Here is a 20,531-nt window from a genome sequence, read left to right on the forward strand (position 1 = left end):
CGCTATTCATCAGTTCGCACAATCTGTCATCGTCAGGAAAACTGCCCCAAGCCGCTTTTAATAGCGCACAGAAAATCAGGAAGTTTCTTTAAACAGCTCCCGGCCAATCAGCATCCGCCGAATCTCACTGGTGCCGGCACCAATCTCATACAGCTTGGCGTCGCGCAGGAAACGTCCAGTCGGATAGTCATTGATATAGCCATTGCCACCGAGTACCTGAATGGCCTCAAGTGCCATCTTGGTGGCATTCTCGGCGCAATACAGAATTGCGCCGGCAGCATCCTTGCGGCTTGTTTCTCCGCGATCACAGGCGCGCGCCACCGCATACAAATAGGCGCGACTGGCATTCAGCATTACGTACATGTCTGCCAGCTTGCCTTGCATTAGCTGAAATTCACCGATTGCCTGACCAAACTGCTTGCGCTCATGCACATAAGGGACAACCACATCCATGCACGCCTGCATCAAACCAATACAGCCGCCGGACAGCACGGTGCGCTCATAGTCGAGGCCGCTCATCAGCACTCGCACACCATCGCCTTCCTTGCCCAGAATGTTCTGCGCTGGCACTTCGCAGTTCTGGAAAACCAGCTCACAGGTATTCGAGCCACGCATGCCCAGCTTGTCCAGCTTCTGCGCCCGGGAAAAACCGGGGAGGTCACGTTCGACGATAAACGCCGTGATGCCGCGGGGACCTGCCTGAAGATCGGTCTTCGCATAAATCACATAGGTGTTGGCATCGGGCCCATTGGTGATCCACATCTTGTTGCCATTCAGCAGGTAATGGTCGCCGCGCTTTTCGGCCCGCAGCTTCATGCTGACCACATCTGAGCCGGCTCCTGGCTCGCTCATTGCCAGTGCGCCAACATGTTCGCCACTGACCAGCTTGGGCAGATATTTTGCGCGTTGGTCATCGTTGCCATTGAGCCAGATCTGGTTTACGCAAAGATTTGAATGGGCGCCGTAGGACAGCCCTACGGAGGCGGATGCTCTGGATATTTCCTCCATAACAATGGTGTGAGCCATGTAGCCCATGCCAGTGCCGCCGTACTCTTCGCCAACAGTCATACCAAGCAGCCCCATATCACCCATCTTGCGCCATAGCTCCATAGGGAATTGGTTGCTGCGATCGATCTCCGCCGCCTGAGGGGCGATTTCATTACTGGCAAAGGCGCGCACGCTGTCACGCAGTGCATCCAGAGTTTCACCGAGATCGTGGTTCAGGGAGGGGAAGGTCATGGATCTCTCCGTTGGTTATTTAAGGAACTCGAGGCAGCGCTGTTCGGCCTCGTCCAGTTCCAGTTGCATCACTTCAATATCGCGCAGCTGCTGGATCAGTTGGGCACGACGTTCGTGGATCTTGCCAAGTAGCGCTTCCAGTTGGGCGCGATTGGCGTCCGGGTTGTACATTTGAATCAGCTGCCGGCTTTCAGCCAGGGAAAAGCCCAGCCGTTTGCCACGCAGGATAAGCTTTAGCGCAGTACGGTCGGCTGCACTGTAAACCCGCGTTTGCCCGCGACGCTCGGGCTGCAGCAGTCCCTCATCTTCATAGAAGCGAATGGTTCGGGTGGTTACGTCAAATTCCCGGGCCAGATCGCCAATGCTCCAGGAGGTCTTTTTCTTAGCTGTCATGGCAGGTCTGGGCGTTAGCAGAGGTGAAGTGAGTTTAGGAGAAGTTTACGTTAACGTAAACTAGTAGCTGGCAGATTTGCCGCTCGATATCGTCACATAAAGACGCTTTTCACTAGATTGGGCTGGTATACACTCTGTTGTCCCTAATAAGAGCTTGCCGCCATGCTTGATCGCTGGAACCGTCTGGTTGTAGACCACCCCTGGCTGGTCGTTGTGCTTACCGTGCTGCTGGCCGGCCTTGCCACGGTGAGCTTGAAGGACTTTACCAACAATAACGATCCACGCATTTTCTTTAGCGAAGATAACCCGGACTATCGTTTGTTCCGCGAGCTGGAAGATCGGTTTACCAGCAACGAGGCGGTTTACTTTATTGTCCACCCGGCCAACGGAGACATCTTTACCCGGGATAACCTGGCTGCGCTCGAGGAGCTCACTGAGGCAGCCTGGACCCTGCCTAACTCCACCCGGGTCGATTCTCTGACCAACTTCCAGCATACCGAGGTGGATCAGGATGATCTTACCGTTAGCTATCTGGTTGAGGACGCTGCGCAGCTCAGTGACGAACAGGTTGCCAGAATTCGCCAGATTGCCCTGAATGAGCCCTCGCTGATTGGTCGTAGTATTTCTGCCAGCGGCCATGTGGCCGGTGTCGTAGTGACGGTGACCATGGCAGAGGGAAGCCGTGAGGCGCCAATGATTACTGAGGCCTCACGGCAGCTGGCGTTGCAGTTTGCCGAGCGTTATCCGGACATCGAATTTCTCCTGACCGGCACCGTGGTGTTTGCCGAGGCCACCCGACAGGCTACCGATCAGGCCATGTCGTTTACCCTGCCGCTGGCGTTTTTGGCCATGTTGCTCTGTCTTTTGCTGATTCTGCGCAGCGCGCTGTTTACCGGCATCGTGATTGCTGTGGTTGGCCTGTCCATTGGCATGGCAATGGGCGCGTCCGTCTGGCTGGGTATCGAGTTCTCGCCTGTGGTGGGGATGGCCCCCGCCATGATCCTTACTTTGGCAGTGGCGGACTGTGTGCATATCCTCGCCACCTACCGTCACGAAAGGCTGGCAGGCAATCTCAAGCGTGCTGCCATGCTGGAAAGCTTGCGAGTCAATTTTCAACCGGTATGGCTGACTAGCCTGACCACAGCGATAGGCTTTGCCATTCTCAACTTCTCCGATTCCCAACCATTCAGGGCTCTGGGTGATGTGGTTTTTATGGGGGTGCTCATTGCCTTCCTGCTTTCAGTGGCGCTGCTGCCGGCTCTGGTTATGTTGGTGCCTCACCGAGTTACGGCACAGCGGCAAACGGATTACCAGCCGTGGATGAATGCTCTGGCGGAATGGGTTATCGGCCACCATAGACGCCTGTTGCTGGGCATGGGGGCATTGGTCCTGATGCTGGTTGCCTGTATTCCGCTAAACACCATTAACGATGTGTTTAATGAATACTTCGATCGGTCTTTTGAGGTGCGGAGGGTAAATGATTTTGCCATGCGTGAGCTGACTGGGATGCATCGTATTGACTACATGGTGCCCAGTGGTCAGGCAGGAGCCGCCATGGAGCCGGATTTTTTGCACAATCTTGACAAGTTGGTGGACTGGCTCGAGCAGCAGCCAGAGGTGCGCTACGTCAGTGCCTACACCGACGTTATCAAACGCCTCAATCGTGACCTCAACGGCGGGAATGGGGAGTTTTACCGGGTGCCGGATCGACGTGATCTGATCAGTCAGTACACCCTGATGTATGAGCTGTCCCTGCCGCAGGGGCTCGGTCTGGAAAGTCAGCTGGATATCAACAAGGAATATGCCCGGGTCGTACTGATGCTGGAGAACATTGGCTCGCACCCGGTACTTGATTTCAATGACCGGGTAGAGGCGTGGATGAATGCCAACTGGCCGCAGCAGATGCAGGCCCGTGGCACGGGCATGGATATCCTGTTTGGCCGGGTGACTATGAAGAATATCGAGAGCATGCTCACCGGCGCCGTGCTGGCTTTGCTCAGCGTGTCTCTGTTGCTGGTATTGGCGCTGCGCTCCTGGTGGTATGGATTTCTGTCGTTATTACCCAACTTGCTTCCCGCCGCCATGGCTTTCGGACTGTGGGGCTTGGTTAGTGGAGAGATTGGTCTGGCGGTATCCGTGGTGGCCTGCATGACCCTGGGTATTGTGGTGGATGATACCGTCCACTTCCTCAGCAAGTATGTCCGAGCGAAGCGCGAGCATGGCCTTGGTACCGCAGATGCAGTGCGCTATGCCTTCCGTACCGTGGGGGTGGCCTTAATCGCTACCTCAGTGGTGTTGGTGGCTAATTTTGCGGTGATCGGTACCAGCAACTTCTACCCCAATTCGAGCATGGGCCAGCTGTCTGCGATCACCATCGCCATGGCATTGGTGGTCGATTTCTTCTTCTTTGTGCCAATGTTGATCGAGCTTGACCGGCGTCGCCGTAGTGGCAGGGGAGAGGGGGCAGTGGTAACTTAAGCCCCTCGAAATTTTCCGGGAATTGCCCATGCCGAGCCAGTCGCCACCGCCGATGAAAGACCGCAAGGTGCTGCGCAGGATCGACTATGCTGCCGCCCGCACATCGGTGCCAGGGATGCTCGCCGCTCTGATGGTGTTTTTCGTGCTCGGCAGTGTTGGCCAGCTGTATCATGAGGAGCAGTCGCTGACTCTGGGTTTTGGCCTCGCAATTATCGTCACAGCGATCTATCGCATCTTCCTGATGGCTCGATTTGATAGTCTTTATGGCGCAGCGCCGGGGCGCTGGCGGCGACTCTTTGGCTTTGGTTTGCTGGCTCATGCACTGGTCTGGGGGCTGCTGTTAGCCGTTATAGTGGTTCTGGATGGAACCTCCTTTAACTTTCTGCTGGTGGTGGTCTATGCCATCGGCGTTGCTACCGCATTGAGCACATCCTGGATGGCGGCGCTGAGGATTCGGCAGAGCTACGCCATTTTGATGCTGGCGCCGGGTATCGCAGCATTACTGTCGTTAAAAAATGTTGAGGGGCTGGTTCTGGCTGCGTTGTTGGCCGTCTACCTGCTGTATCTTTCCCGTCTTTATCGCGAGCAGTATCTGGCTTTCTGGCATGGCCTGAACCGAGAGCGGCGTGCGCCTGTGGAAGCGACTCAGCCAGTGAAGCTTGCCTCTAACCAGATCCAGCTTAGTCTGGTTTACCGGCTTGCCCATGAAATCCGCACGCCCATGAACTCAATTATGGGGATGCTCTCCCTGATGCGCGAGACGCGCATGGATGACGAGCAGCTTGAGTACCATTTGCACGCCACCCAATCGGGCAACCTGCTGTTAACCCTGATTGATGATGTGCTGGATTACAGTCGTGTATTGACTCGTCGAATCACCCTGAATCCGGACTGGTTTGATTTGCGCACTGCTCTGGAGGAAAGTCTGGATGCCTATGGTGCCGCGGCACAGCACGATGGCCTGGAGCTGTCTTGCGTGGTCGATCATTATTTGCCAGAGCGGCTACGCGGCGACCGCGAGCGGCTTATGCAAATCATTAATAATCTGATTAGCAATGCGATCAAGTTCAGTGAGCAAGGTGAGATCTGTGTCGAGATCAGCTTCTCTGCACTGTCAGATCAGGATGGCATGCTCAAGGTGTCCGTTACAGACCAGGGTGCGGGTATGGAACCGGCCACCTTGGCAGGCTTGTTTCATGATGAAGCGCTTGAGGAAGGTGAGGATCTCTTTTCTGCCCGTCGTACCGGCTTTGGTTTGCTGGTGTGTAAAGGCCTGGTTGAGGCCATGGGGGGAAGTATCGATGCCACTAGCGAGCCGGGCAAAGGCAGTCGTTTCTCGTTCAATGCCAAAGTCGGCATGCAACCCGATATGCAAAGCCGGGACAAGCTACGTACTGTGATGGCCGGCCAGTCTGTGCTGATTGCCGGTGCTGCGACTGGCAGTGTTGCCGCCCTGACCGAGGAAATTGAAGCGCTGGATGTGAACTGCGTGAGTGCCAATGATTATGATCATGCTTTGCAAGCGCTGCGCGGAGGTCTGCGCGAGCACACCAGCTTCTCTGTGCTGCTAGTTGATACCTTTGTGCGCCGTGATTCCGCTCTGAATCTGGCTCGCACGGTGCTGGACGACCCCAAGCTGGCTGCCATGCGAGTCATACTGCTTACCACACTGGCGGAACGCGGCGATCATTCCGTTCAGCAGCTCAAGGGTAAATCTCCGCGTCTTGATGTGTTGGTGAAGCCAGTTCATAGACGTACATTGCGTGAATCTCTGCGCAGTCTTTTTGACCTGGAAAGCACTCGGCCCACGGAAGACAGACGGGTTGCCAGTGAGCCTGACAAAGCTCAGCGAAAGCGCTGGCGCCTGCTATTGGTAGAGGATAATGAAATCAACCAGATTGTTACCCGAGGCATGCTCGACAAGCTTGGCTATCAGGTGAAAACGGTCGGTGATGGCAGAGCCGCGTTGACCCTGTTAGAGCGTGAATCCTTTGACCTGATTCTGATGGACTGCATGATGCCAGAGGTGGATGGATTTGAGACTACGCGTATTATTCGAGCGCGCGAGGAAGGCACGGAGCTTCATGTTCCAATCGTGGCGATGACTGCTAATACTATGGAGGGCGTGGAGGCGCACTGCCTCGCTGCCGGTATGGATGATTACATGGCTAAACCGGTGCATCTTGAAGACCTGGAGATCATTCTCAGCCATTGGCTGCGAAATGATGAAGTTGACCCCTCAGAAGAAGAGAACACGCCATGAGTCGTCGTGCTGTTGTGCTGGGCGCCACCGGATTAGTGGGTGGTTTGCTATTAAATCGGCTGCTGCAGCGTGATGAGTGGCAGCAGATTACCGTGCTTGGCCGCCGGCCGCCGGAATTGACGCATCCAAAGATCCGCTTTGTGCAGGCGAATTTTGACCAGATGGAGGATTATCTGGCGGAGTTTTCCGTTGATGATGTTTTCTGCTGTCTCGGTACGACCCTGCGCCAGGCCGGTTCAAAAGAGGCTTTTATCCGAGTCGATCTGGATTACTGCGTGGCTGCTGCAGAGCAGGCCAAGTCTGGTGGTGCCACCCGGTTTATTATGGTTTCAGCGGTGAATGCCAATCCCCGTGCTCTAGCATTCTATGCCCGTACCAAAGGGCTGGCAGAGCAGCAGATCATAGACAAGAAGATTCCGCTCACATTTTTTATGCAGCCATCGCTGCTTAAGGGTGCGCGCAACGAATTTCGTTTTGGTGAGCAGTTTGGGCTTAAAGCCATGGGCGTGCTTATGCCGCTGGTAAACTGGACGAAAGCGGACTGGCTGCCCGTTGAGGCCCAGACAGTGGCGGATGCCATGGTGGCCGCTGCACTGAGTGATGCCGCAGCAGGCGTGTATCGTTTGCGCTACGCCAAGCTGCAAAAATATGCCCAACAACTGAGGTGATCTGTGAGCTTTGTAACCTGTGATATCTGTGACGCTAATGAAGACAAAGTCCGTGTGCTTAGCGGATTACAGTGGCACAGCTATGGGGGGCGTAATGCTTTTCACGGCGAGGCGGTTACCGTCAAATGCTTCGAGGATAACTCGCGCGTCAAGGAAACTCTGGCCACCGATGGTCAAGGCAAGGTGCTGGTGGTTGATGGTGGCGGCTCCCTGCGCATGGCTTTGATTGGCGACATGATTGGTGAAAGCGCGGTCAAGAATGGATGGAGTGGAGTACTGATCTATGGCGCTTGCCGCGATGTGGACGAGCTCAGAAAACTTGATCTTGGCGTAGTGACGCTTGGCTGTGTGCCGTTAAAATCTGTGCGGCGAGGTGAGGGGCAACTGAATATCGACATTACTTTTGGGGGTGTGACTATCCAGCCTGGTGATCATGTATACGTGGATAATAATGGCGTAGTGGTGTCCAGCGAGAAGCTGCTCTAAAAGGAAATCTCTGCAAAAGACCGCACGCACTTGTGGCTGCTTGCCGGCTTCTTACCATCCCGGTCAAGCAGCACAGTCTGCAAGCCGGCCTGCCGGGCGGCATTCAATTCACCTTCGATATCCGATAGAAATACAATCTCCCCGGCCGGCAGGGTAATAGCCTCTGCAATTCTGCGGTATGACTCGGCTTCCTGCTTCATGCCCGTAGTGGTGTCAAAATAGCCACTGAACAGAGGCGTTAGATTTCCCGCATCACTGAAGCCGAAAAATAGCTTCTGTGCGGCAATCGAGCCTGATGAATATACATACAATGGCAGGCCGGCAGCGTGCCAGCGGCGCAGGGCAGGGGCGGTGTCCGGGTAAAGGTGGGCGGTATAGGCACCGGACTGGTACCCGTCTTTCCAGATCATTCCTTGCAGGGCTTTCAAAGGTGTCGCTTTGCGATCCTCGCGAATCCACTGTTGCAGAATACGATTGGCTTGTTCGGCGGTCGCCACTTCGAGGCCAGTATCAGTGGCCAGTGCATGAATTTGCTCTTGCACGGCCGGCTCGCCCCAGTGTTCTCGCAGAAAGGTTGCCATGTGCTCTGCTGCGTAGGGAAACAGGACCTCTTTGACGAAAGAGATGCTGCTGGTGGTGCCTTCAATGTCAGTGACAACCGCCTTGACCATGGACTCAGTTCTCCAGGCGTGGGAAGCGGCTGGCGATATCAGAGCCGGTGAAATTAGCAACCCAGCCTTCCGGGTTGTTGAATAAACGGATGGCAATAAAGTAAGGGTTCGGACCCATATCGAACCAATGTGGTGTGTTGGCTGGTACGGAAATAAGGTCCCCTTGTTCGCATAGCACTTCATAGACTTTATTGCCGATATGCAGGCTGAACAGACCGCTGCCGGCAACAAAGAAACGCACTTCATCCTCGCTATGACGATGCTCGTCTAGAAACTTCTTGCGCAGTTCTGCCTTTTGCGGATGATCACTGTTCAAACTGACCACGTCGACCGTCTGATAGCCCTGTTCGGCAATCAGACGGTCGATATCCGCGCGGTAGGCGGCAATGACTTTCTCCTGACTATCACCTGGCGCGACGCTGGCATCGGTCTGCCACTGTTCAAAACGCACACCCGCTTCATTGAGCAAGCGGCTGATCTCGCTGTGCTCACTGCTCTCCAGAATGGGGTTGCTGGCATCCTTGTCGTGACAAATGCGAATTTCGCTCATTGGTAATCTCCTCAGCCGCCGATCTTGCGGCGTTCCAGTTCAACGGCCAATAGCACTTCCAGTGCTTCTATCTGGCGGAAGCAGGTGGTCATGTCTTTTGCCCAGGTATATATGCCGTGGCCGCGGATCAGATAGGCGTAGCGGATGCGACCATTCGCCATGGCAGCATCGACATCGCGGGCCAGAGCATCAATATCCTGAGTGTTGTCGAAAATCGGAATAACAAGCTCGGTATCGTGACTGGTTACCCCGTCCAGTGCTTTCAAAAGTTCGTAGCCGCTGAGTACCAGCTCACTGCGTTCTGGCCAGTGCATGGTCAGCACGGTGCTGGCCAGACTGTGGGTGTGTAGCACCGCACCGATATTGGTGAAACGGCGGTATATCTGGGTGTGCAGGCCAGTCTCCGCAGAGGGTTTGCCGTTGCTCGCTGGCGTGCCTTGCATATCCACAACCATGACATCGGCTTCGTTCAGCGTTCCTTTGTCCTTGCCGGAAACGGTCACTGCACAATAGTCCGCATTGAGACGCATGGAGTAGTTGGAGCTGGTGGCCGGGGACCAACCATGCTCATAGAGGCGCTGGCTGATGGCCGCGATGTTACGTGCAGCTTCACGAAAAAGTGTCGGGGACCAGGGACGTGCAATCATCAGCGCGGGTTTCCTGCCGAGGCCAGATGGGCGGCCATTTTATCAGTGTCGGGCTGCTCAATCACGCCGTGCTCGGTGACGATGGCGCTGATTAGTTCCGCTGGAGTGACATCGAAGGCCGGGTTGAATACAGGCACATTCTCCGGGGCAACCTGCACGCCATGAATGCTGCGCACTTCGGCCGCGCTACGTTGTTCAATTTCGATAGCGTCACCACAGGCCAGTTGTGGGTCAATGGTGGATAGCGGCGCAGCAACAATAAACGGGATGCCATGGTGGCGCGCCAGTACGGCAAGGTTGTAGGTGCCGATTTTGTTGGCGGTGTCGCCATTGGCTGTGATGCGATCGGCGCCGACGATTACCGCACCAATGCCGCCGCCCTTAAAGACATGTCCTGCCGCACTGTCGACCACCAGTGTTACCGGAATATTATCTTGCAGCAGTTCCCAGCTGGTCAGTCGGGCGCCCTGCATCCATGGCCGGGTCTCACCAGCGACTACGCCGGTGATCCGTTGCGCAGCCCAGGCTGAGCGAATAATGCCCAGTGCAGTGCCATGGCCGCCGGTGGCTAGTGCGCCAGTATTGCAGTGTGTGTAGACCTGCTTGTCGGGGGGCAGCATTGCGACGCCATGTTGCGCCAGACGATGGTTCATATCCCGGTCGTCCTGATGAATTTGTACTGCCTCCGCGCTGAGTTGTTCGATCAGGGGCTCTCCCTGCAGCTGGCAGGCAGCCTGCATTCTCTGTAGGGCCCAGAACAAATTAACGGCCGTTGGCCGGCTTGCAGCGAGAACATCAAAGGCTGGCTGAAGGTTGCTCAGGCTGGCCTCACTGCCCAGTATGCGAGCGGCCAGCACCACACCATAGGCGGCGGTGATGCCGATGGCGGGAGCGCCACGAACTACCATATCGCGAATGGCATGGGCGGTGTCTTCAGCATTTTCATAACTGAGCCAGCGACTTTCCAGCGGCAGGGCTCGCTGATCGAGCAGCTCAAGGCGATCGCCGTGCCAGCGGATCGCCGGACTTTCAATAATGGCCATGAAGATTCCTAGTGACGGTGGTCTGGGTCGTCCGGGTGAATGATTGGGCTGCGATGGTAGCGCTGTCTGATCCAGTTCGCAGCCTTGAAAACGGTTTGCCGGCGAATGATGGACCGCTCCAGCCTGTATTTGCCCGGAAAAGTGCTGACGGCGAGGGCGATCAGGATAGTCAGCAGCCCCTGACCGGGCAGCACCAGCATCAGCAAGCCAGAGACGAAAAGGATCGTGGCGACAGTATTACGTGCCATCCAGATCGCCCAGCCAAGCGGGCTCCGGTCCGGTGCCGGCTTGGCCCGGCTGACAAAATATTCAGCAGGCATGCGCAGTATCAGCCACGGAATCGCGATGGTGGAGGCAATCGCCATAACGGTGCCGATTGCCGTGAGCAGGGGTAGCCACGGCTGCAGAGAGTGGTAGAGCGATTCCAGAAATGCCAAGTCCAATTTACTCCTCGTCAGGTTCTGACTCTGGCGACCTGATCGCCTGCCGATGATGTCATCCCTTTACCTGTATCCTTTCGGGTATGATTTCGCGCCAATATCACAAGCTAGTCCAGAGTTTGCCAGTATGACTGTTTATGTTGCATTTCCTGCGTCAGATAAGCTTCATCGCAACACCGTTGCCCTGCTTGAGGCTGTGGCCAACAATCCTGGTGTGATTCACCAGCAGTTGATCACAGAAATCAGTGAGGACTTCATTAGTGAAGTGCTAGAGGCCTTTTTCGATGGTCCGGTGAAGTCCCTGAACGTGCAAGGCAGTATGGCCAGTGTCATGAATGGGGTCATATCTATTATTGGCAAGGCATCACGGGCCCTTGTGCATAAGGTGTTTCACAAGGTCTCTACGGATGAGCAGCGGGCTCTGGCGGACCAGTTCAGCGGTATTCAGGTGATCTATGAAGGTAAGCCCTGGTGTGGCTTTCCGCTTGACCCTGAGGTTGCCAACGAAGCGGCGCTGATGTTCGAGTCATTCCGTAAGGGCAGTGGTGAAGAGGCTCATCTTATACACATCATGGGCCTATTTGCCGATGGCGCCATCGAACATTTTTTTGACCGCACCATGGGGCTGGTTAAAACCGGTGCTATTACTCGTGGTCTGGTTGGCGCGGGAAGGGCAACCATCCACAAGGCGGCCCATTCGGCCATGCAGAAGAGCCTGCCGGGGCTGCATCCCAAGGTACGACAGCCAGTATTAAACTACTTTGAAAGTATGCTGATCGAGGTCTAGTGACATGAGTAGCCGTCAGGGAACGATGAGTAATCGGCGCAAGCTGGCACGTATCACTACACGGATGCCGGCCCGTGTCCGCAAGGTGTCCGGTTGGTGGCGGCGTGGTAGTCAGGGTGAGTGCCAAGTAATGGACTACAACCGCTTTGGTGCCGGGCTGCTGCTAGCCCGTGCTTTGCCAGTGGGTAGCCGTCTGCTGCTTGACCTGAATGCGGGTCACTTCGTTTTGCGCCGCCTGCCCGCCGAAGTGGTCAGCTGCGTCCGTGATGGCCGCAGTTATCGGGTGGGGGTTCGGTTTTACCGCAATCTGGGGGAGCTGGCTTCGGGGCAGGCGAGTGCGTCGCTGACACTTCTCTACGGGCTGGAAGAAAGCCTGACACCGCCACCAGTGACAGGCTGAGGCACAGCAAAAAGGGGCGCTTGAGGCGCCCCTTTTATTTTGCAGAACTACTCTTTGTGAAGAGCTCTGCTGACTACGCCTTCTTGCTGGCAGCAGCCTTTTTCGCCGGCGCTTTTTTGGCAGCGGCTTTCTTTGGTGCGGCTTTTGCCTTGGCGGCAGCTTTCGGTGCAGCCTTTACCTTTGGTGCTGCAGCTTTCTTCGCCGGGGCCTTTTTGGCGGGAGCCTTTTTAGCTGCCGGGGTCACTTTCTTCTGGATCTGCTTGGCGCGTTTCTCCAGATCTTTTTCGTACTTGGAAATCCAGCCCGCCAGGCTATGAGCCTGCTTGGCAGTGGCTTTCAGTACCTTGACTTCGGTTTCCAGCAGCGCCTTGCGAGCTTCAGATTCCTTGGCTCGGTCAAAGGCTTCGTCGGCAGCTTTCTTCAGCTTGTCGACTTGCTTGTTGACGGCGCCAGAGGCCTTCTCGCGGTATTCGCTTTGCAGCTCCTCCAGTTTGGAGAGGTTTTCTTTCTGCTTGCTCAGCTCTTCGCGAACCCGTTCCCGGGCCACTTCAAGCTGTTTCTCCAGTGCGGCAACCTGCTTTTGACGTTCGTCGTCAAAACGGTTGGCCAGCTTGCGGATCTGATCCTGCAGTTCGCTTACCTGGTCTTTCACTTTTTTTGCGGCCATGGAAGGCTCCCTATTGCCTTGGGTTACGGGTCAAGTCGGGATTACTATAGGCCAGCGACGAAGTAGCGAGAACAGTTTTTGCCAGATCGTCCGACGATTTTGTGTACAGGAGCGAGATGACATGCCGGTAACCTTCGATGGCAAGCTGGTGGTCGCGATCAGTTCGCGGGCGCTGTTCAATCTTGAAGAGAGTCATCGCATCTACGAGGCGGAGGGTCTGGCGGCTTATCACGAATACCAGATTGCCCATGAGGAAGACGTTCTTGAGCCGGGAGATGCCTTTCCCCTGGTGCGTAAGCTGCTGGGTATTAATCAGCGCCTGTCAGGGGAGCCACGGGTTGAAGTGATTCTGTTGTCGCGAAACAGCTCCGATACGGGTCTGCGGGTGTTTAATTCTATTCAGCATTATGGCTTGCCGATCAGCCGAGCCGCTTTTGCCGGTGGAGCCAGTCCCCATCGTTACGTGTCAGCCTTTGGTGCCCACCTGTTCCTGTCTACTGACTATGAAGACGTTATGGGTGCTCTGGATGCCGGTTTCGCCGCGGCGACTATTTTGCCCGGTGGTAAGGCAGGAGAGGGGGACGAGCTGCGTATCGCCTTTGACGGTGATGCGGTGCTGTTCTCGGATGAATCGGAGAGGATCTTTCAGGAGTCCGGTCTGCAGGCATTTACCGAGAACGAGCAGCGCTCGGCTCGCCAGCCTTTGCACGGAGGTCCGTTCAAGGGCTTTCTGGCCGCCCTGCACAATCTGCAGAGTGAGTTTGCCCCGGGTGAATGTCCCATCAGGACGGCACTGGTGACGGCCCGCTCGGCGCCGGCCCATGAGCGGGTAGTGCGGACCTTGCGCGAATGGAATATCCGTATTGATGAAAGCCTGTTTCTGGGCGGGCTGGATAAAGGTGTGTTCCTGAAAGCATTTGGCGCGGATGTGTTTTTTGATGATCAGCAGGGGCACTGTGAGTCCGCAAGACAGCATGTGCCGGCCGGTCATGTGCCCCATGGGATAAGCAATCAAGGCCGCCGCTAGGCCATCTTTTAACAGTCTTTTCTCTATGCTGACAGAGTATAGCCGGCTGTGTTCTTATAACTGCTGATAGCAATCCTCACGGAGGACGCCATGAAGCTTCAGCAGCTGCGCTATATCTGGGAAGTGGCCCGTCACGATCTGAATGTCTCAGCCACGGCCCAGGCCCTGTATACCTCCCAGCCCGGTATTAGCAAGCAGATTCGCATGCTTGAGGACGAGCTGGGGGTGGAAGTGTTTTCGCGCAGCGGTAAGCATCTGACCCATATCACCCCGGCAGGTCAGGTTATCCTGCAAATTGCCGGGGATATTCTCCAGCAGGTGGAGTCTATTCGCCGGGTTGCCCATGAGTTTCGTGATGAGAACCGTGGCGAGCTACGTATTGCCACCACCCACACTCAGGCCCGCTACGCATTACCTCTGGTGATTAAGCGCTTTACTGAGCGTTTCCCTGATGTGTCTCTGCAGATGCATCAGGGCACCCCCATGCAGATTGCCGAGATGGCGGCCAAGGGGCAGGTTGATTTTGCCATTGCTACAGAGGCCATGGAGCTTTTCTCTGATCTGATCATGATGCCGTGCTATCGCTGGAACCGGACCGTGGTGGTGCCGGACGGGCACCCGTTGACCAAGGTGAAACCGCTGACCCTGGACGCCATTGCCGAGTACCCGCTGGTGACCTATGTATTTGGCTTTACTGGCCGCAGCAAACTGGACGAGGCGTTTCGTCAGGCGGGCCTGCAGCCCAAGGTGGTATTCACTGCGGCGGATGCGGATGTTATCAAGACCTATGTGCGGCTAGGCATGGGTATTGGCATCATCGCTCATATGGCGATGGCGCCAGAGCAGGATAATGGCCTTGTGACGCTTGATGCCAGCCACCTGTTTGAATCGAGTGCTACCCGGATAGGCTTTCGCAAGGGCACTTTTCTGCGCGGCTTTATGTATGAGTTTATGCGCGAGTTTGCTCCCCATTTGCGCAAGGAACTGGTGGATGCAGCGGTGCGCTGCCATTCCCGGGAGGAGCTGGACCAACTATTTGCCGGTATTGAGTTGCCGGTTCGCTAACGCATCGCTTACTTGCCACGCCACTGTACTCCGTAAAGGTCGTGGCGGCGGTCGCGCAGGTTCTTGACTGTGCCGCTGTTACGGGCCAGTTCCAGACTTTCGGGGCGAAGATCGGCAAATAGCACCATCTCCACATTTGGTGTCGAGTCCGCCGCAATGCCGTCTCTGGCAAAAGGGAAGTCACAGGGGGTCAAAATGGCGCTCTGGGCATACTGGATGTCCATGTTATGCACCTTGGGCAGGTTTCCTACGTTGCCGGCCATGACTACATATATCTGGTTTTCGACGGCTCTGGCCTGGCAGCAGTAGCGCACACGCAGGTAGCTCTGCCGCTCGTCGGTGCAAAATGGAACGAACAAGATGCGTATGCCTTGATCGACCAGGTGGCGGGCAAGCTCGGGAAATTCCGAGTCGTAACAGATTAGTACGCCAATTGGCCCACAATCAGTATCAATGGCGGTAAGCGTGTCACCACCACGAATATTCCACCAGTATGACTCGTTTGGAGTCGGGTGTATTTTTGCCTGAGTGTGCACCGTGCCATCCCGAAGAAAAATATAAGCAACGTTCTGAACGCTGCCATCGTCCATAAGGGTGGGGTGTGAGCCGGCAATGATATTGATATTAAAGCGGATCGAGAGCTCTCGGAATGTCTCGCAGAATCTGGGGGTATACTGGCTCAGCGCTTCGATGGCGGCGGAGGGGCCAAGTTCGTCTTGTTCTACGGACAGCAGTTGTAGGGCAAATAGCTCGGGGAACACTACAAAGTCTCCCTTGTAGTTTGCTACTACGTCCACAAAGTAAGTTACGATTTCGACAAACTCGTCAAAGCTCTTCAAGCCACGTTGCATGTATTGCACCGCGCCCACCCGAATACTGTCTGGCACGCGGGCGCCGTATTTTTTCTGTCGTTGAGCGCTATTAATGCTCGAAACCTTGGGGTTTTGCCAAGTAAGGTGAATACCGTAACCGAGTGATTCCCTGTCGGCGTCGAGGTATGAGGAAATGATGCCATGTACGCGGAAGCCATTGTGAAGCTGGAATGATAGTACCGGGTCACGTTGCTGGCCGGCAACGATGTGGTCAACATACTCTTGTACGCTGGCAAAGCGTTTTATCCGTTTTGCCAAGGACGGGAGTCTACCAACGAAAACCACTCCTTTAAGGCCTAAATCCTGACATAGTTGCTTGCGAGCATTATACAGGCGCTGGCCGATCCGGTAGCCCCGTACGTCCGGGTCGACACAGACCTCCATGCCGTAAAGCCAGTCGCCTTCAGGGTCATGCCGTGAGGCATAGCCATTGCCGGTTATGCTCGCCCAATCATGCTCCTTTAGAGCAACATCCTCTGCGACTCGGAAGGTGGCACAGTAGCCAACAACATGTTCTCCGAGAACAGCGACAAACTGTCCTTGTGGGAAACTGTGCATTTGTCCCTGAAGTGGCCCCGAAGAGTAGCCGTGCATTCCGGTCCCCGCATAGGCCTTGCTACTAAGCTGCATCAGCTGCGGAATGTCGTCTCGGGTGGCCTGACGGATAAACAGACGCTTTGAAGCGTCTTGGAATGTACTGTGTGTTGCCATGGCCCGCATCCTCTCAATGCTCTTCGGTCAGAGGCCTGCATGATGCGCCCTGCGAAAACACCGCTGCAAGCTATAACCGGGCTGGCCCCGCTGGAGCCATTGCCAATCGCCTTCAGGACAGGGAAAATGCCGCCTTATTCGTTTCTGGGGGGTGTGCTGTGGAAATCGTCTGTCTTGATCTGGAAGGGGTGTTGGTGCCGGAAATCTGGATCAACTTTGCCGAGCGAACCGGTATTGATGAGCTGCGTGCTACTACCCGGGATATTCCTGATTACGACGTGCTGATGAAGCAGCGTCTGCGCATTCTCGATGAGCATGGCTATGGTCTGCCGGACATCCAGAAAGTTATTGATGAGATGGGCCCGATTCCGGGGGCGGCAGAGTTTGTTGATTGGTTGCGCGAGCATTTTCAGGTAATCATTCTATCTGACACCTTTTACGAGTTCGCCAAGCCGCTAATGCGCCAGCTCGGCTGGCCCACATTGTTCTGTCACAAGCTGGAAGTGAATGAGCAGGGCAGAATTACCGATTACAAACTGCGCCAGAAGGATCCCAAGCGCATGTCTGTTAAGGCTCTGCACGGCCTCGAGTATCGGGTGATTGCGGCGGGGGATTCGTATAACGACACCACCATGTTGGCTGAGGCCGATGTGGGCATCCTGTTTCATGCACCACAGAACGTGATTGATGAGTTCCCGCAGTTCACTGCGGTACATACCTATGATGATCTGAAACAGGAGATCATCAAGGCCAGTGTGCGCGATATTCCAGCCTGACTTTCTCTGTAAAGCCCTTTGTAATGCCACTTGCTGCGGGCGTCCTCTGACGCCCGCTTGTGTTACTGCTGCAGCTGTAGTGAATACTCCAGGCGGAAGCCACCGTTGGGTGGCATTACGCCATCAAATAGCACCCGGAAGTGGGTCACGTTTGCATCATATCCCGGCGGTGCGCCGCCACCTTCAGATACCGGTGTATATAACCAGCTCAGGCCGCCATCCTCAGAGTACTCGATGACATCGATGCTCAGCCCAGAAGAGATATAGGGTGCTGGCGCATCAAAAAACTGAATGCTGCCCACAAGAAAATTGGTAAATTGGGGTAGCTGGTCGGTGACCGCCACACCTACCGCATCGCCAGTGCCCAGCACGTGAGTGTTGCTGACCAGCACCTGGTAATCAATGTCTTCGCCCGGTGAAGCAGATCCAGTGCTGAACAGCGAGGCAGATGCAGTGCTGGCCAGCTTGGATACCGCTAACAGTGGCGGGTCGGTCAATTCAATGCTGGCCGCATTGTAATGGGTCACCGTACCCTCGGTTCCTTCGTTGGCCCGCACCCTGAGTGTAAATGGCCCGTCCTGCCAGTCCGCGGGTAGCGGCACGGCGTATTCAAACACCTTGGTATTGCCAGCTTGGCTGATCACCGCAGTTTGCCCATGGGGCCCACTGACCGGGTTATTCAGTGCATCAAACACTTCAACAATGCTGTCGTTATTGATATCGGCAAAGCCGAACGGGTCCGTTACCGTGCTACGCACATACACGGTGGCTGACTCCACCATGCGGCTGATCAAGTTCCCGGCAGGACTGGCATCATCATAGATCTCGACACTATCCACGTTGATAACAGTGGATGCATCCACTTCCACTCTGGACGGCAGGTTGTCCGGTGAAGTACATAAGGTGCCGGCGCCATTAGAGCTGAAGTCCAGCGTGCGAAAATTATTGCCACTTGCCATATCCACTTGTAAACGCAGTCCCGCGCCGGAAGGTATCGTTGTTGGGCCGGTATGATTGACAGTGAAAACAAGCCACTGCCAATCTGTTCCTGCGAGGCTTTGAGTTGCTGGAGTGGCGCCGATAATTGCATTAGTGTCGGATCGACGTACCGTGACTCCCACGGTGCGAGCGAGATCTGTGCGGGTGCCGGACTTTCTGACGCATAGATGCACGGCCATGTCGCCATTAATCACCAGGTCGTCGGAGAGTGCCGGACTAAGGTCCAGGTTCATCAGGTTGTTGCGATTGATTGGCGGCGTGGCATTGATATCGGTGGTCGGCACGGTACGTTGCAAGGTGCCGGTGGTGGCCGTTGCCGGATAGGCATACAGCCGCTTGTTGCCACTGACCGAGGCACCGTAAATCGTATCGCTCAAGGTGCTGCTGTTGTTGCTGCTGTCGCCATCCACGTTGCCATTGCCTGTTGCCAGGGTGACAGTGGCAGTATTGTCAACGTTCTGACTGCCGCTACCTACCGCGCCAACATCAACATCAATGAATAAGTCCGGCAGGCTGGCGCCGTTGGCCAGCGGGCCTGCATGGCTGCAGCTGATCGTTTGTGCCGGTGATTCGCTGCAGCTCCAGCCGGTGCCAGTAAAGCCTGTGTAGCTGAAGCGACTGTCCAGCACGTCGACTACTTCAATACTATTCAGCGTGGCATCAGGGCCGTTATTGCTAACCTGAATGCGGAACTGCGCTGGCTGGCTGGCTAATAGCAGGCCACTGCTACGCGTCTTGCTGATGGTCAGGTCAGAGCGGACGGCACAGTCGGAACCCGGGCTGACGCCATCAATATCATCGGGGTTGGTATCCGGTGTGCCACTGCCTAGTTCGCCGCCGCTGGGTGTGGCGCCGAAATAATTGCCCGGAGTAATGGTGTAGCCACTCGGGCCCTGGGTGGTATTGATTACAGCGCTGAAGCTGTCGTTGATAAACACCACGCCACCGCCGCCGCCGCCGCCGGGGCCGTGTGCAACGCCACCGGGGTCCGCGTTGCCGCCGGCGCCACCCTCTGCATTGATGGTCAGGGTGCCGGTTTGGCCGTTAGCCAGTACTAAAGCCGAGCCGCCCGCACCACCGCCGCCACCGCCATCGTTGACAGGGTTGGGAGTGGTGCCGTCGCCACCATTCACGTTGATCACGCCGTTGCCGGCCAGATCATTGGCACGGATTAATACTATGCCACCACCGACTCCTCCGTGGGGTGGAGGGCTGTCGCCGTTGTTGCCCGTGGCTGCGCCACCGCCGCCGCCCATGACCAAACGGTTGGGCAGGGCAGGAAACGCAGTGCCGCCATAGCCGCCCACCGGCAGGTTGCTGTTCCAGGAGTTACCGCCTCGGGCCCCGGCGCCGCCATTACCGCCGCCCCCGCCGCCGGAGTTTTCGTCGTTATTGCTGGGGCGGCCATCAGTGCCACCTCCGCCCGCATTGCCTGGGGCTCCTCTGGCATAGGAGCCGTTCGGATAGCCTTCTACACCAGTGTCAATTCGCGTGCCGCTGCCGGTGTAAACATAGCGAGGGGTGCCGGCAATACCTTCGCCTTTGGAGCCATGGGCACCATTGACCGTGTTGCTTGATGTGTTGCGAAAGTCGGTATTGGCAGCGCCGCCCCGGCCAGTGTGTCGAAAGCCGCCGCCGCCGCGGAAACCAGCGGCGCTCATATTGATGCTAAAGCCGTTAAAATCCAGTGTATTGGCTACGTCCAGTGGCAGCACACCGCCTGTTTCACCATTCCATGCCGGCGCAGAGATGTTGCCGGTTAAGGTAAGGTTGTCATACTGCGGTACACGGATTACCTGATAACGACTTTGCCCTATAGTGCCACTGGCGTTGGCCCGTACGTAACCATTTATTAGCGGGCTGTTAAGAGTAATCGTACCGCCGCCGACGGAGGCAACACCGGCATATTCGTAGCGTCCGGCCGTGAAGTTGCTATCGTTCAGCCAGCCAGATGCGTCGCCACCAGCAACCCCATCACCGTAGCTGTCAGTGTTGGCCGAGTTAATCCCGGCGCCCTGCATCTGAATGACCAGGACCATATCGCCGGCAGCAAGTCCGACCGTCGTTGTCAGGGAAATGCTGGTGGAGCCTGCGCCTACACTGCCAGTGGGCTGATAAAAACGTAGTGGCCCCGGAGTGCCGGCTTCCTCTGCACTACCTTCGTCCCCCGGGTCGGCTTCACATTGCAAAGCCGCCATAGCCTGCGAGGAAAAAAGCAGGGCTATTGTGAGAAGCAATGTTTTGCGTAGAAGGTTCACAGCTTAGTCCACCGTTTCATCTTTGTGCAGGTCAGAAGAGCCACTTTTTGGCAGTAAAGGCATTCGCATACAAGAGAGTGCTGGCTCTTCT

The 20,531-nt window shown here is 55.9% G+C and carries 19 protein-coding genes; 9 read left to right on the forward strand and 10 right to left on the reverse strand.

Annotated features, from left to right (window positions below):
- Window positions 1-75: 75 nt before the first annotated feature.
- Both J1C54_RS05955 and J1C54_RS05960 read right to left on the reverse strand, forming a co-directional pair.
- Window positions 76-1,239 (reverse strand): isovaleryl-CoA dehydrogenase, encoded by a 1,164-nt coding sequence (locus tag J1C54_RS05955; protein ID WP_229145862.1) that lies wholly within the window; start codon window positions 1,237-1,239, stop codon window positions 76-78.
- Window positions 1,240-1,254: 15 nt separating this feature from the next.
- Complete coding sequence (locus J1C54_RS05960; RefSeq protein WP_229145863.1) at window positions 1,255-1,632, reverse strand: MerR family DNA-binding transcriptional regulator; 378 nt, start codon at window positions 1,630-1,632, stop codon at window positions 1,255-1,257.
- Window positions 1,633-1,794: 162 nt separating this feature from the next.
- Between J1C54_RS05960 and J1C54_RS05965 the strand changes: the two genes are divergently transcribed.
- Genes J1C54_RS05965 through rraA form a run of 4 tightly spaced genes read left to right on the forward strand, consistent with a single transcriptional unit; the run spans window position 1,795 to window position 7,527 of the window.
- The gene (locus tag J1C54_RS05965) at window positions 1,795-4,110 is read left to right on the forward strand and encodes an RND family transporter (protein ID WP_229145864.1); all 2,316 of its coding nucleotides are present in this window, start codon (window positions 1,795-1,797) and stop codon (window positions 4,108-4,110) included.
- 28 nt (window positions 4,111-4,138) lie between these two features.
- Window positions 4,139-6,373 (forward strand): response regulator, encoded by a 2,235-nt coding sequence (locus J1C54_RS05970; RefSeq protein ID WP_229145865.1) that lies wholly within the window; start codon window positions 4,139-4,141, stop codon window positions 6,371-6,373.
- The gene (locus J1C54_RS05975; RefSeq protein WP_229145866.1) at window positions 6,370-7,041 is read left to right on the forward strand and encodes an NAD(P)H-binding protein; all 672 of its coding nucleotides are present in this window, start codon (window positions 6,370-6,372) and stop codon (window positions 7,039-7,041) included. Before J1C54_RS05970 ends, J1C54_RS05975 begins: the two co-directional genes overlap by 4 nt.
- 3 nt (window positions 7,042-7,044) lie before the next feature.
- A complete protein-coding gene (gene rraA, locus J1C54_RS05980) occupies window positions 7,045-7,527 on the forward strand; it encodes a ribonuclease E activity regulator RraA (protein ID WP_229145867.1) in 483 nt (160 codons plus the stop codon).
- Here the strand turns inward: rraA and mtnC are convergent.
- The 5 genes from mtnC to J1C54_RS06005 are packed head-to-tail and all read right to left on the reverse strand — an operon-like array spanning window position 7,524 to window position 10,875.
- Window positions 7,524-8,198, reverse strand: a complete 675-nt coding sequence (gene mtnC / locus J1C54_RS05985) for an acireductone synthase (protein ID WP_229145868.1) — start codon at window positions 8,196-8,198, stop codon at window positions 7,524-7,526. The genes rraA and mtnC overlap by 4 nt on opposite strands.
- A gap of 4 nt (window positions 8,199-8,202) precedes the next feature.
- Window positions 8,203-8,748 (reverse strand): acireductone dioxygenase, encoded by a 546-nt coding sequence (locus J1C54_RS05990; protein ID WP_229145869.1) that lies wholly within the window; start codon window positions 8,746-8,748, stop codon window positions 8,203-8,205.
- A gap of 11 nt (window positions 8,749-8,759) precedes the next feature.
- Window positions 8,760-9,395 (reverse strand): methylthioribulose 1-phosphate dehydratase, encoded by a 636-nt coding sequence (locus J1C54_RS05995; protein WP_229145870.1) that lies wholly within the window; start codon window positions 9,393-9,395, stop codon window positions 8,760-8,762.
- Window positions 9,395-10,438, reverse strand: coding sequence for an S-methyl-5-thioribose-1-phosphate isomerase (gene mtnA / locus J1C54_RS06000; protein WP_229145871.1), 1,044 nt, complete (start codon window positions 10,436-10,438; stop codon window positions 9,395-9,397). Before mtnA ends, J1C54_RS05995 begins: the two co-directional genes overlap by 1 nt.
- Before the next feature lie 8 nt (window positions 10,439-10,446).
- Window positions 10,447-10,875 (reverse strand): hypothetical protein, encoded by a 429-nt coding sequence (locus J1C54_RS06005; protein WP_229145872.1) that lies wholly within the window; start codon window positions 10,873-10,875, stop codon window positions 10,447-10,449.
- 130 nt (window positions 10,876-11,005) lie between these two features.
- Here J1C54_RS06005 and J1C54_RS06010 point away from each other — a divergent pair, with 130 nt between their 5' ends.
- Together J1C54_RS06010 and J1C54_RS06015 are read left to right on the forward strand one after the other, a co-directional pair.
- On the forward strand, window positions 11,006-11,665 hold the full coding sequence (locus J1C54_RS06010) for a hypothetical protein (RefSeq protein ID WP_229145873.1): 660 nt from the start codon (window positions 11,006-11,008) through the stop codon (window positions 11,663-11,665).
- Window positions 11,666-11,669: 4 nt separating this feature from the next.
- Window positions 11,670-12,065, forward strand: a complete 396-nt coding sequence (locus J1C54_RS06015; RefSeq protein WP_229145874.1) for a PilZ domain-containing protein — start codon at window positions 11,670-11,672, stop codon at window positions 12,063-12,065.
- Window positions 12,066-12,138: 73 nt separating this feature from the next.
- Here the strand turns inward: J1C54_RS06015 and J1C54_RS06020 are convergent, their stop codons facing one another.
- On the reverse strand, window positions 12,139-12,732 hold the full coding sequence (locus tag J1C54_RS06020) for a hypothetical protein (RefSeq protein WP_229145875.1): 594 nt from the start codon (window positions 12,730-12,732) through the stop codon (window positions 12,139-12,141).
- Window positions 12,733-12,853: 121 nt separating this feature from the next.
- On the opposite strand from J1C54_RS06020, the gene J1C54_RS06025 reads away from it, so the two are divergent.
- Window positions 12,854-13,759 (forward strand): 5'-nucleotidase, encoded by a 906-nt coding sequence (locus tag J1C54_RS06025; RefSeq protein WP_229145876.1) that lies wholly within the window; start codon window positions 12,854-12,856, stop codon window positions 13,757-13,759.
- 90 nt (window positions 13,760-13,849) lie between these two features.
- Window positions 13,850-14,824 carry an HTH-type transcriptional regulator CysB gene (cysB, locus tag J1C54_RS06030; protein ID WP_229145877.1) on the forward strand — a complete coding sequence of 325 codons (975 nt, stop codon included), beginning with the start codon at window positions 13,850-13,852 and terminating at the stop codon, window positions 14,822-14,824.
- An 8-nt stretch (window positions 14,825-14,832) separates the two neighbouring features.
- Here cysB and J1C54_RS06035 read toward each other — a convergent pair whose 3' ends face one another.
- Window positions 14,833-16,407: a bifunctional GNAT family N-acetyltransferase/carbon-nitrogen hydrolase family protein gene (locus tag J1C54_RS06035; protein ID WP_229145878.1), complete on the reverse strand. Its 1,575-nt coding sequence runs from the start codon at window positions 16,405-16,407 to the stop codon at window positions 14,833-14,835.
- A 158-nt stretch (window positions 16,408-16,565) separates the two neighbouring features.
- Here J1C54_RS06035 and thrH point away from each other — a divergent pair, with 158 nt between their 5' ends.
- On the forward strand, window positions 16,566-17,183 hold the full coding sequence (thrH, locus tag J1C54_RS06040; protein WP_229145879.1) for a bifunctional phosphoserine phosphatase/homoserine phosphotransferase ThrH: 618 nt from the start codon (window positions 16,566-16,568) through the stop codon (window positions 17,181-17,183).
- Between the two features lie 62 nt (window positions 17,184-17,245).
- Here the strand turns inward: thrH and J1C54_RS06045 are convergent, their stop codons facing one another.
- A complete protein-coding gene (locus J1C54_RS06045) occupies window positions 17,246-20,440 on the reverse strand; it encodes a DUF11 domain-containing protein (RefSeq protein ID WP_229145880.1) in 3,195 nt (1,064 codons plus the stop codon).
- Between the last annotated feature and the right edge of the window lie 91 nt (window positions 20,441-20,531).

The organism is Alcanivorax sp. 1008 (genome assembly GCF_020667895.1).
GTDB lineage: Bacteria > Pseudomonadota > Gammaproteobacteria > Pseudomonadales > Alcanivoracaceae > PGZG01.